Below are 11,235 nucleotides of genomic sequence, written 5' to 3'. Positions count from 1 at the left end.
ACCGCCGACGGGCACGACGGGATCGGGAGGGAGCCGAGGTCATGGACGACAAGGAATCGCTTCGGGTGGGCGCCGCCGTCAGGAAGCGCCGCCGGGCACTGGAGCTGACCCTGGCCGTCGTCAGCTCGCGCAGCGGCCTGTCCGTGCCCTTCCTCAGCCAGATCGAGAACGAGCGCGCCCGCCCGAGCATGCGCTCCCTGCAGCGCGTCGCCGACGCCCTGGAGACCACCGCCACCGCGCTGCTCGCCGCCGCCGACTCCGCCCGCACCGTCGACGTCGTACGGGCCGCGGAACACCTCGAGCAGATGCCCGAGGGGGTACGCCCCCTGCTGCGCGGCCACCATCAGCTGCACGCGCTCGAGTTCCGCGGCGAGCAGGAGGCCGGCCGCGAGTACCAGCACCGCAACGACGAACTCCTGTACGTGGCCGACGGCTCGGTCGAGGTCGAGGCGGAGGGCCGCGCGTACCGGCTGGAGCGCGGCGACGCCCTGCACCTGACCGGCGGCGTGCGCCACCGGTGGCGGGCCACCGGGCCGGACACCCGGCTGCTGGTCGTCGCCGTGGCGGACCACATCGAGGCGACGGAGCCCGACTGATGCGCGTCGTCTCCCTGGTGCCCTCCCTCACGGAGGCGATCGCCGTCACGGCCCCCGGCGTGCTCGTCGGCGTCACCGACTGGTGCACCCACCCGGCCGACCTCGGCGGCGCGGCCCGCGTCGGCGGCACGAAGAACCCCGACGTCGCCGCGATCATCGCGCTCCGGCCCGATCTCGTCGTCGCCAACGAGGAGGAGAACCGGGCGCCCGACCTCGCCGCCCTGCGCGCCGCCGGCCTCGACGTCCTGGTCACGGAGGTCCGCACGCTGCCGCAGGCGCTGCGCGAACTGGAGCGCGTCCTGCGGGCCTGCGGGCTCCCGCCGCGGCCCCGCTGGCTCGACGAGGCGGAGGCGGCCTGGGCGGACAGCACGCCGGAGGGCGCCTCGCACACCGCCGTCGTGCCGATCTGGCGGCGGCCCTGGATGGTCCTCGGCCGGGACACCTTCGCCGGCGACCTGCTCGCCCGGCTCGGGGTGCGCCAGCTGTACGCCGGGCACGCCGAGCGCTACCCGCGGATCCCGCTCGACGAACTCCGGGACGCCGGCGCCGACGTGGTCGTGCTGCCCGACGAGCCGTACCGCTTCACCGCCGACGACGGGCCCGAGGCCTTCCCCGGACTGCCCGCCGCGCTCGTGAGCGGCCGTCACCTCACCTGGTACGGGCCGTCGCTGGCCGAGGCGCGCCGGGAACTCGACCGGGCCCTGGCAGCAGCGCTCCGCTGACCAGCCCGCGCGCCGTCAGCGCCGCCGCCGTCAGCCATGCGGCGACCAGCAGCGCGTACAGGCCCGCCGCCAGCCACCGGAACAGACCGAGCCCCGTGTGCCCGGCCAGCGCCTCGGCGGCGGTCACGCAGGTGCCGACCGGGAAGGTGAACGCCCACCAGCTGAGCGCGAACCCCATCCCGCGCCGCCGCGCCCGCAGCACCAGCACCCCGGCGAGCCCCAGCCACAGCAGCGCGAAGCCCGTCACGGGCACCCCGTACAGCACGGCGAAGACCGTGAACCCCTCGGCGTACGGAGCGGGCAGCACGCCCGGCGCCGCGTCGGCGAACTTGCCCGCCGCGGTGGCGGACTGGCCCAGCGGCCCCAGGACCAGGAACAGCGTCGGCGTCAGCGCGAGCGGCGGCGGGCCGGCGGTGACGAGCCGGCCGAAGACCAGCGGCAGGATCAGCAGCGTGGCGAGCAGGCTCAGCCCGAACAGCGCGTGGCAGGTGTACAGCAGCGACTCCCGCCACGGCCCGCCGGCCGGCAGGTGCGGCACGAGCAGCGGGCCGAGCGCCGCCGAGACCATCGGCGGCACCACCGGGAGCAGCCAGGCCGGCGAGGCGTGTTCGACGCGGTGGTGCACGACCATCAGGTACGGGACGGCCACCGCGACCGCGAGTCCGGCCGCGGTGCCGGCGGTGAACAGGACCGCGTCGACGGCGACCGCCGCGCCGCTCCCGATCCAGTCCCGCCCCACGACCAGCGTCGCGCCGCCGACCGCGAGCAGCGCCATCGGCGCACAGCCCAGGAACGGCGCGACCGCCGGGTCCATGAGGTGCTCGCGCGCCCGGTCGCGGTGGTGGATCCAGTGCAGCGCGCGGGCCGACAGCAGCACGGCGAGCAGGACGCAGGAGAACGCCCAGACGACGACCGCGGCGGCGCGCAGACCGGGGACGTGCACGGGGAGCGTCGCGCCGGCGGTGGCGACGATCGCGGTCCCCATGACCGACGCGTACCAGTTGGGTCCGAGGTCACGGACCCACCCCGCCTTCGCCCGGTGGGGCTGGGCGGGGAGGACGGCACGGCGCACGGCCGGAGTTCGAACAAGGGTTGCCATGAAAGCCACCGTCTCCCGGCGGCTCCGGCCCGACCAGGGATCATGGCCCTATGACGTCATAAGCTGGCTTTATGAGCAGTGACGGTTCGCCCTCCGAGACGCACGCCCCGCTGGCCCACCGGGTGCCCGACCTGGGCGCGCTGGAGCTGCTGCTCGCCGTGGCCCGGCACGGCAGCCTCGGGCGGGCGGCCCGCGAGGTCGGCATCACGCAGCCGGCCGCCAGCAGCCGGATCCGCTCCATGGAGCGCCAGCTCGGGGTCGCCCTCGTCGACCGTTCGCCGCGCGGTTCCCGGCTCACGGACGCGGGCGCGCTGGTCACCGACTGGGCGCGGCGGATCGTGGAGGCGGCGGAGGCGTTCGACGCGGGCGCGCAGGCGCTGCGGACCCGCCGCGACTCGCGGCTGCGGGTGGCCGCCTCGATGACGATCGCGGAGTATCTGATGCCGGGCTGGCTGATCGCGCTGCGCGCCGAGCGCCCCGACACGGCGGTCTCCCTGCACGCGGGCAACTCGGCCTCGGTCGCGGAGCGGCTGCTCGCCGACGAGGCGGACCTCGGCTTCGTGGAGGGCCTGGCGGTGCCGGACGGCCTGGAGGGCGCGGTCGTCGCGCACGACCGGCTCGTCGTGGTCGCCGCGCCGGGCCACCGCTGGGCCCGCCGCCGGAGCCCGCTGACCGCGGCGGAGCTGTCGGCGACCCCGCTGATCCTGCGCGAACGCGGCTCGGGCACCCGGCAGGTCCTGGACGCCGCCCTCGCGGACGAGGGCGGTCTCGCCCGGCCGCTGCTCGAACTGGCCTCCACCACCGCGGTGAAGGCCGCGGCGGTCAGCGGCGCGGGCCCGGCCGTGCTCAGCGAGCTGGCCGTGACCGAGGAGCTGGCCTCCCGCCGGCTCGTCGAGATCCCGCTCGACGGCGTCCCGCTGGCCCGCGCCCTGCGCGCCGTCTGGCCCACGGGCCACCGCCCGACGGGCCCGGCCCGCGACCTCCTGTCGCTGACGCGCGGCTGAAACCCGGCGCCCGCCATCGCCCGACAGGCAATCGGCCGGGACGCGCGGCCGGCCCCGACGCGCCATCGGCCTGTCGTGCGGCCGGATCCGACGCGCGGCTAGCCCCGACGCGCGGCTAGCCCCGACGCGCCCGGGCCGCCGCCACCAGGCCGCGGATCACCCGCAGGTCCTCGCCCATCTCGGGGTGCCACTGCACGCCCAGGGCCCAGCCGGGGCCGGGCAGTTCGACCGCCTCGACCGTGCCGTCCTCGGCGTACGCGGACGGGGCGAGCCCCGCGCCGAGCCGGTCGACGGCCTGGTGGTGGTACGTCGGTACCGAAGCGGCCTCCGGGACCAGGGCGGCGTACAGCGTGCCCGGCACCGGCTTGACCTCGTGCCGGCCGATCACGCCGACCGCCTCCACATGCCCGTCCAGGTGCTGCACCAGCGTCCCGCCGCGCGCCACGTTCAGCAGCTGCATCCCCCGGCAGATGCCGAGCAAGGGGGTGCCGGAGGCGAGCGCCGCCTCGACGAGCGCCAGTTCCCAGGCGTCCCGCTCGCGGGCCGGCGGCCCCGTACGGGGGTCGGGTTCGGCGCCGTACCGCACCGGCTCGACGTCCGCGCCGCCCGCGACGACCAGCGCGTCGAGCCGGGCCACGACGGCTGCCGCGGCGTACGGCTCGTCCGGCGGCAGCATCACGGCGTGGCCGCCGCCGGCCTGCACCAGCCGGGGATAGGCGGCGGGCAGCAGGGCGGCGGGCAGGTCCCACACGCCCCACCGCGCCTGGTCGAGATAGGTCGTCACGCCGATGAGCGGCTTGGACAAGGTTTCCTCCGGGAGATCCGTCGTGCTGCTCAGTCGCGTTCGAGCTCGGCCTCGGCCGCCGCCAGGGCCGCGAACTCCTCCTCGGGAGCCTGGGCCACCAGGCGGTGCCGACTGTAGAACGCGAAGTAGGCGAGGGCGATCACGTACACACCGAGCGCCATGAACGCCGCGTCCTTGTCGACCAGGAAGGTCGCCACCAGCGCCGACAGGGCGAGGACGAAGGCCACGGACGAGGTCACGACGCCGCCGGGCGTGCGGTACGGGCGGTGCAGTCCGGGCTCGCGGCGGCGCAGCACGATGTGCGAGAGCGCCATCAGCGCGTAGCTGATCGTCGCCCCGAACACCGCGATGTTCAGCATCCGCGCCCCGTTGCCCGTCCCGGCGGCGAGCGCGAAGCCGATCGCGCCGGGGATCAGCAGCCCCAGGTACGGGGACTTGCGGCGGCTGGTCAGCGAGAGGAACCGGGGCAGGTAGCCCGCCCGGGAGAGTGCGAACAGCTGCCGGGAGCCGGCGTAGATGAGGGAGAAGAACGAGGCGACCAGGCCCGCGAGCCCGGCGTAGTTGACGAACCGGCCGAGCGTGGTGGGCTCCCCGTCGCCCTGCAACGCGACGACCAGCGGGTTCCCGGCCTCCTGCACGGCCGCCGAGCCGCGGGCGCCGGTGGTGGCGAGGAAGGTCACGACGGCGAGCAGGACCAGGATGCCCATGGACAGCGCCAGCGCCCTCGGCATCGAGCGCACCGGGTCCTTGGCCTCCTCGGCGGCCAGCGGCACGCCCTCCACGCCGAGGAAGAACCACATGCCGAACGGGAACGCCGCCCAGATGCCGAGCAGTCCGTACGGGAGCCAGGAGTTGGAGCCGAACGCCTCCGGGTCGGCCGGGATGTCGTTCAGCCCGTCGACGTGGAAGTCGCTGAGCGCGCCGAGCGCGAAGATCACCAGCGCGGCGACCGCGATCACCGTCACCACCAGGCTGAAGCGCAGCGCCTCGCCGACGCCCCACAGGTGGATCCCGATGAAGATCACGAAGCAGGCGAGGTAGACCGGCCATCCCGACTCCAGGCCGAAGAGGCCCAGCGATTCGACGTAGTCGCCGATGAAGATGGAGATCGCCGCGGGGGCGAGCACGTACTCGATGAGGATCGCGGTACCGGTGAGGAAGCCGCCCCACGTGCCGAGGGCCCGGCGGGCGAAGCCGTAGCCGCCGCCCGCCGTCGGCAGGATCGCCGAGAGCTCGGCGAGCGCGAAGACCAGGCAGGCGTACATCGCGCCCATCAGGACCGTCGCTATGGCGAGGCCGCCGAAGCCGCCCTTGGACAGGCCGATGTTCCAGCCCGAGAAGTCGCCGGAGACGACGTACGCCACGCCGAGGCCGGTGAGCAGCAGCCAGCCGGCGCTGCCGCGGCGCAGCGCACGGCGCTCCAGGTACGCGTCGGGCGGTGGGGTGGTGCTCCCGGAGGTGTCTTCCAGCGTCATGGCAGCGTCAGCTCCCGCGTCGGGCCCAATGGAATGGATCCATACCTTTGCGCCGGGCGGGCGGGAGCGCAAGCCCCGTGCGTTACTTTCCGGTTACTGCGGATGCTCCGGTCGCCCCGGATGCTCCGGTCGCTCCGGCCGCGCCTCAGCTGAGGAAGCCGCGCAGCAGCGCCGCCGTGCCCTCGCAGTGCTCCCGCGCCGTCTCGTACGCCCGCGCCGTGTCCCCGGCGAGGACCGCCTCCACGAGCGCCGTGTGCTGGCGCTGCGAGTGCTCCAGGTTCCGCACGAGCAGCGGGATGCAGTCGAGCAGGTCGTTCACCGTCGCCCGGACCGCCGCGTACTGCGCGGTCAGCGCCGGCGAGCCGGACAGCTCGGCCAGCGTCAGGTGGAACAGCGTGTCCTGGCGCCGGTAGTCGGCCAGCGGCGCGTCGTGCGTCGCCGCGAGCGCCGCCCGCAGCCGCTCCGCCCCCTCCTCCGACAGGCCGTGCGCGGCGCACAGTCCGGCCGCGCCCACCTCCAGGGCCTCTCGGAAGCGCAGCGTGTCCTCGATGTCGACGGAGGCGATCCGGCGGCGCAACTCGTCCTCGTCGCCGCTCGGCCTGCGCTCCCGGACGAACGTGCCCCCGTACCGGCCGCGCCGGCTCTCCACCAGGCCCTGCTCCTGCAGCACCTTCAGGACCTCGCGCAGGGTGACCCGGCTGATGCCTATCCGGTCCGCCAGCTCCCGCTCGGGCGGCAGCCGGTCGCCGCCCGGCACGAGACCGAGCCGCACCACGCGCAGGATCTGCTCCAGCGCCTCCTCGAAACCGTTGCCCGCACGCACGGGCCGCAGCACGGACGTCAGGCGGTCCGTCGGCTCCTCGATCCCTGTCACGTCGCGGATCCCCTTCCCAAGCAATGGTCTTCGGTAATACCTTATGGCTCCCGGCTGGCCGAAGGAGGAGCAAATCCCGTGGCAGACCGCAAACCCCCGCTCGACGTCGAGGAGCTGCGCGCCCTCGTCGCGAGCGGTGAGATCGACACCGTCGTCCTCGCCTTCCCCGACATGCAGGGACGGCTCCAGGGCAAGCGGTTCGCCGCACCGTTCTTCCTGGACGAGGTCCTGGAACACGGCACGGAAGGCTGCAACTATCTCCTGGCCGTCGACACCGAGATGAACACGGTCGACGGCTACGAGATGTCCTCCTGGGACCGCGGCTACGGCGACTTCGCCATGCACCCCGACCTCGCCACCCTGCGCCGCGTCCCCTGGAACGAGGGCACCGCGATGCTGGTCGCCGACCTCGCCTGGGCCGACGGCTCGCCCGTCGTCGCCGCGCCCCGGCAGATCCTCAGGCGCCAGCTGGAACGGCTCGCCGAGCACGGCTACACCGCGCACGTCGGCACCGAGCTCGAGTTCATCGTCTTCAAGGACACCTACGAGGAAGCCTGGGACGCCGGCTACCGCGGCCTGACCCCGGCCAACCAGTACAACATCGACTACTCGGTCCTCGGCACCGGCCGCATCGAGCCCCTGCTGCGCCGCATCCGCAACGAGATGGCCGGCGCCGGGCTCACCGTCGAGTCCGCCAAGGGCGAGTGCAACCCCGGCCAGCACGAGATCGCCTTCAAGTACGACGAGGCCCTCGTCACCTGCGACCAGCACGCCGTCTACAAGACCGGCGCCAAGGAGATCGCCGCCCAGGAGGGCGTCTCCCTCACCTTCATGGCGAAGTACAACGAGCGCGAGGGCAACTCCTGCCACATCCACCTCTCGTTGCAGGACGCCGACGGCCGCAACGCCATGGCGGGTTCCCCGGACGACCCCCACGGCATGTCGGACGTGATGCGGCACTTCCTGGCCGGACAGCTCGCCGCCCTGCGCGAGTTCTCCCTCCTGTACGCGCCGAACATCAACTCCTACAAGCGCTTCCAGCCCGGCTCCTTCGCCCCCACCGCCGTCGCCTGGGGCCACGACAACCGCACCTGCTCCCTGCGCGTCGTCGGCCACGGCCGCTCGACGCGCTTCGAGAACCGGCTCCCCGGCGGCGACGTCAACCCGTACCTCGCCGTCGCCGGACTCGTCGCGGCCGGCCTGTACGGCATCGAGCAGCAGCTCGAACTGCCCCCGGCCTGCGCCGGGAACGCGTACACCGGCGAGTACGAGCACGTCCCCACCACGCTGCGCGAGGCCGCCGAACTCTGGGAGAACAGCGCGATCGCCAAGGCCGCCTTCGGCGCCGAGGTCGTCGCGCACTACCGCAACATGGCCCGCGTCGAACTCGACGCCTTCGACGCCGCGGTGACCGACTGGGAGCTGCGCCGCTCCTTCGAACGCATGTGAGGACCTACGTGCCGCACCAACTGCTCGTCCTGAACCCGGCGACCGAGGACGTCGTCGCCACCGTCCCCGCCGCCACCGCCGCGGACGTCGACGCCGCCGTCGTACGCGCCGCCGCCGCGCAGCGCGGCTGGGCCGCCGCCGCGCCCGCCGACCGGGCCCGGCTGCTGCGCCGCTTCGCCGTCGTCGTCGACGACCACCTCGAGGAACTCGCCCGCCTGGAGGTCCGCGAGGCCGGCCACACCATCGGCAACGCCCGCTGGGAGGCGGGCAACGTCCGCGACCTGCTCGACTTCGCCGCCGGGGGAGTGGAGCGGCTCAGCGGCCGGCAGATCCCCGTCCCCGGCGGCCTCGACGTCACCCTCCTGGAACCCCTCGGCGTGGTCGGCGTGATCGCGCCCTGGAACTTCCCCACGCCGATCGCCGCCTGGGCCACGGCCCCCGCGCTCGCCGCCGGCAACGCGGTGATCCTGAAGCCCGCCGAGACCACCCCGCTCACCGCCCTCAGGCTCGCCGAACTCGCCCTGGAGGCGGGGCTGCCCGAGGGGCTCTTCCAGGTCCTGCCCGGCGAGGGCGCGGTCGCCGGAGACGCGCTCGTCGTCCACCCCGGCGTCGCCAAGATCGTCTTCACCGGCTCCACCAAGGTCGGCAAGGCGATCATGGCCAAGTGCGCCGACCAGGTGAAGCGCGTCACCCTCGAACTCGGCGGCAAGAGCCCCAACATCGTCTTCGCCGACGCCGACATCGAGGCCGCCGCGGCCGCCGCCCCCATGTCCTTCCTCGACAACAGCGGCCAGGACTGCTGCGCCCGCACCCGCATCCTCGTCCAGCGCGGCGTGTACGACCGCTTCCTGGAGCTGCTCACCCCGGCGATCGAGGAGATCGTCGTCGGCGACCCGGCCGACGAGCGCACCCAGATGGGACCGCTGATCTCGCGCGCCCAGCTGGACCGCGTCCGCTCCTATGTCCCCGACTCCCTGCCCGGCATCCGCGGCAAGGCCCCCGAGGGCCCCGGCTTCTGGTTCCCGCCGACCGTCCTCACCGACGTCGCCGAGGACGCGCCCTGCGCCGTCGAGGAGATCTTCGGCCCCGTCGCCGTCGTCCTGCCCTTCGAGGACGAGGCCGACGCGATCCGGCTCGCCAACGCCACCCCGTACGGCCTGTCCGGCTCGATCTGGACCCGCGACGTGGGCCGCGCCGTGCGCGCCTCGCGGGCGGTCCGGGCCGGCAACCTGTCCGTCAACTCCCACTCCAGCGTGCGCTACTGGACCCCCTTCGGCGGCTACAAGCAGTCCGGCCTCGGCCGCGAACTCGGCCCCGACGCCCTCACCGCTTTCACCGAGACCAAGAACGTCTTCATCAGCACGGAGGCCTGAACACCCATGACCGACCGCACCGAAGAGATCGTCTGCCGCCGCCTGGTCGGCCGCACCGCCGTCATCACCGGAGCCGGCAGCGGCATCGGCCTCGCCACCGCCCGCCGGCTCGCCTCCGAAGGCGCGAACGTCGTCTGCGGCGACATCGACGCGACCGCCGGCAAGGCCGCCGCGGAGGAGGTCGGCGGCACGTTCGTCCAGGTCGACGTCACCGACCCGGAGCAGGTGGAGGCGCTGTTCAGGACCGCGTTCGACACGTACGGCTCCGTCGACGTCGCCTTCAACAACGCGGGCATCTCCCCGCCGGACGACGACTCCATCCTGGAGACCGGCCTGGAGGCGTGGAAGCGGGTCCAGGAGGTCAACCTCACCTCCGTCTACCTGTGCTGCAAGGCGGCCCTGCCGTACATGCGGCAGCAGGGCCGCGGCTCCATCATCAACACCGCCTCGTTCGTGGCGATCATGGGCGCGGCGACCTCGCAGATCTCGTACACCGCCTCCAAGGGCGGCGTGCTCGCCATGTCGCGCGAGCTCGGCGTGCAGTTCGCCCGCGAGGGCATCCGGGTCAACGCGCTGTGCCCGGGGCCGGTCAACACCCCGCTGCTGCAGGAACTGTTCGCCAAGGACCCGGAGCGCGCCGCGCGCCGCCTGGTGCACATCCCCGTCGGCCGGTTCGCCGAGGCCGAGGAGATCGCGGCGGCCGTCGCGTTCCTCGCCAGCGACGACTCCTCCTTCGTCAACGCGACCGACTTCCTCGTGGACGGCGGGATCTCCGGCGCGTACGTGACGCCGCTGTAGGCGTCCCTTCGCCGCGGGGGCTCCTTTCCGGCCCGCCCAACCCGCCCTCTAGGCTGGCCGGATGAGCATGAGCACGCCTGCGGGCTGGTACCCGGACCCCGGGACGCCCGGGACCGAGCGGTGGTGGGACGGCAGCGCGTGGAGCGGCCACACGAGGCCCGCCGGCGGGCAGCCGGCCGGCGGGTACCCGGGGCCGGCCGCGGGCTATCCCGGGCCCGCGCCCGGACACCCCACGGCCGTCGTCGTGCCGCCGGCGGCCCCCGGGCCCCGGCGCGCGGCGGTGATCGGCGGAGCCGCCGCGGCCGTCGCCGTCGTGGTCGCGGTGATCGTCGCCGTCGTCGTCAACGGCGGCGACGACCCGGCCCCGCCGCCCGTCGCCGGACCGACCACCAGCGCCACGTCCTCCGCCCAGCCGGCCGGCGACCCCACCGGGCAGGCCAGCCCCGGCGGCGACGCGACCGTGGTCGAGGACCAGCTCAACGGCATCTCCCTGCCCATCCCGCAGGGCTGGGAGAAGCCCGAGCGCACCACCGACGACGTCCCCACCGTCAGCACGATCGGCGACTACCAGTGCCCCGGCGACGTCGGCGAGAGCTGCAAGTACGGCACCGTCACCTCCCGGACGCCCTCCAAGACCGACGCGGCCACCCCGGAGGCCATCGCCAAGGCCGACATCGCCCAGGCGGTGGAGCAGGCGTACGGCGAGGACATCCTCGGCAACAACCCCTACGGCGGCGTCACGTCCCACACCGTCCTCGCCTCCAAGCCGACCGTCGTCGCGGGCCGCGACGCCTACCTGGTCCGCTGGAAGGTCGTCACCGGCAAGGGCCCCGGCGGCGTCGTGCAGTCCCTCGTCTTCCCCTCGCCCTCCGGCAGCCAGGCGCCGGTCCTCGTCCGCTTCGTCTTCGACGGCGGACCGAAGGGCCCGCCGCTCACGCTGATGGACGAGATCGCCGCGGGCATCAAGGCGCTGTAGCGGCGCGGCGGCCGGGCGCGCCGGGCGTCCGTCAGAGGCGCGCCGGGCGGTGGCCAGTCCGTTC

At 74.2% G+C, this 11,235-nt stretch carries 11 protein-coding genes; 7 read left to right on the top strand and 4 right to left on the bottom strand.

Annotation, left to right across the window (positions count from 1 at the left end; all coding sequences use genetic code 11):
* Positions 1-41 precede the first annotated feature (41 nt).
* The gene (locus ACNJ93_RS04985) at positions 42-596 is read left to right on the top strand and encodes a helix-turn-helix domain-containing protein (RefSeq protein WP_418956098.1); all 555 of its coding nucleotides are present in this window, start codon (positions 42-44) and stop codon (positions 594-596) included.
* Positions 596-1,318, top strand: a complete 723-nt coding sequence (locus tag ACNJ93_RS04980) for a helical backbone metal receptor (protein WP_418956097.1) — start codon at positions 596-598, stop codon at positions 1,316-1,318. The genes ACNJ93_RS04985 and ACNJ93_RS04980 overlap by 1 nt, the downstream gene beginning before the upstream one ends.
* Here the strand turns inward: ACNJ93_RS04980 and ACNJ93_RS04975 are convergent.
* Entirely contained in the window at positions 1,245-2,417 is a 1,173-nt protein-coding gene (locus tag ACNJ93_RS04975; protein ID WP_418956096.1) for a TDT family transporter, read from the bottom strand. The two genes, ACNJ93_RS04980 and ACNJ93_RS04975, sit on opposite strands and share 74 nt — an antisense overlap.
* A 71-nt stretch (positions 2,418-2,488) precedes the next feature.
* Here ACNJ93_RS04975 and ACNJ93_RS04970 point away from each other — a divergent pair, with 71 nt between their 5' ends.
* The gene (locus ACNJ93_RS04970) at positions 2,489-3,421 is read left to right on the top strand and encodes a LysR family transcriptional regulator (protein WP_418956095.1); all 933 of its coding nucleotides are present in this window, start codon (positions 2,489-2,491) and stop codon (positions 3,419-3,421) included.
* Positions 3,422-3,536: 115 nt separating this feature from the next.
* Here ACNJ93_RS04970 and ACNJ93_RS04965 read toward each other — a convergent pair whose 3' ends face one another.
* The 3 genes from ACNJ93_RS04965 to ACNJ93_RS04955 form a co-directional block, all read right to left on the bottom strand.
* Positions 3,537-4,226, bottom strand: a complete 690-nt coding sequence (locus tag ACNJ93_RS04965) for a gamma-glutamyl-gamma-aminobutyrate hydrolase family protein (RefSeq protein WP_418956094.1) — start codon at positions 4,224-4,226, stop codon at positions 3,537-3,539.
* A gap of 29 nt (positions 4,227-4,255) precedes the next feature.
* Entirely contained in the window at positions 4,256-5,701 is a 1,446-nt protein-coding gene (gene eat / locus ACNJ93_RS04960) for an ethanolamine permease (protein WP_418956093.1), read from the bottom strand.
* 145 nt (positions 5,702-5,846) lie between these two features.
* On the bottom strand, positions 5,847-6,575 hold the full coding sequence (locus ACNJ93_RS04955; protein WP_418956092.1) for a FadR/GntR family transcriptional regulator: 729 nt from the start codon (positions 6,573-6,575) through the stop codon (positions 5,847-5,849).
* A 78-nt stretch (positions 6,576-6,653) separates the two neighbouring features.
* Between ACNJ93_RS04955 and ACNJ93_RS04950 the strand changes: the two genes are divergently transcribed.
* The 4 genes from ACNJ93_RS04950 (at position 6,654) to ACNJ93_RS04935 (ending at position 11,171) form a co-directional block, all read left to right on the top strand.
* On the top strand, positions 6,654-8,024 hold the full coding sequence (locus tag ACNJ93_RS04950) for a glutamine synthetase family protein (protein WP_418956091.1): 1,371 nt from the start codon (positions 6,654-6,656) through the stop codon (positions 8,022-8,024).
* An 8-nt stretch (positions 8,025-8,032) separates the two neighbouring features.
* Positions 8,033-9,397, top strand: a complete 1,365-nt coding sequence (locus ACNJ93_RS04945; protein WP_418956090.1) for an aldehyde dehydrogenase family protein — start codon at positions 8,033-8,035, stop codon at positions 9,395-9,397.
* A gap of 6 nt (positions 9,398-9,403) precedes the next feature.
* Positions 9,404-10,195 carry a 3-oxoacyl-ACP reductase gene (locus tag ACNJ93_RS04940; protein ID WP_418956089.1) on the top strand — a complete coding sequence of 264 codons (792 nt, stop codon included), beginning with the start codon at positions 9,404-9,406 and terminating at the stop codon, positions 10,193-10,195.
* Positions 10,196-10,262: 67 nt separating this feature from the next.
* Positions 10,263-11,171, top strand: coding sequence for a DUF2510 domain-containing protein (locus tag ACNJ93_RS04935; protein ID WP_418956088.1), 909 nt, complete (start codon positions 10,263-10,265; stop codon positions 11,169-11,171).
* Positions 11,172-11,235: the final 64 nt, after the last annotated feature.

The organism is Streptomyces tritici (assembly GCF_048500665.1).
GTDB lineage: Bacteria > Actinomycetota > Actinomycetes > Streptomycetales > Streptomycetaceae > Streptomyces > Streptomyces tritici.
The sequence above is the reverse complement of the archived record's forward strand: the minus strand, read 5'-3'. Positions and strand labels throughout refer to the sequence as shown.

Coding starts and splice junctions, on each gene's coding strand:
- ACNJ93_RS04985 (WP_418956098.1), top strand. CDS start 42: ATGGACGACAAGGAATCGCTTCGGGTGGGCGCCGCCGTCAGGAAGCGC.
- ACNJ93_RS04980 (WP_418956097.1), top strand. CDS start 596: ATGCGCGTCGTCTCCCTGGTGCCCTCCCTCACGGAGGCGATCGCCGTC.
- ACNJ93_RS04975 (WP_418956096.1), bottom strand. CDS start 2,417: ATGGCAACCCTTGTTCGAACTCCGGCCGTGCGCCGTGCCGTCCTCCCC.
- ACNJ93_RS04970 (WP_418956095.1), top strand. CDS start 2,489: ATGAGCAGTGACGGTTCGCCCTCCGAGACGCACGCCCCGCTGGCCCAC.
- eat (WP_418956093.1), bottom strand. CDS start 5,701: ATGACGCTGGAAGACACCTCCGGGAGCACCACCCCACCGCCCGACGCG.
- ACNJ93_RS04940 (WP_418956089.1), top strand. CDS start 9,404: ATGACCGACCGCACCGAAGAGATCGTCTGCCGCCGCCTGGTCGGCCGC.
- ACNJ93_RS04935 (WP_418956088.1), top strand. CDS start 10,263: ATGAGCACGCCTGCGGGCTGGTACCCGGACCCCGGGACGCCCGGGACC.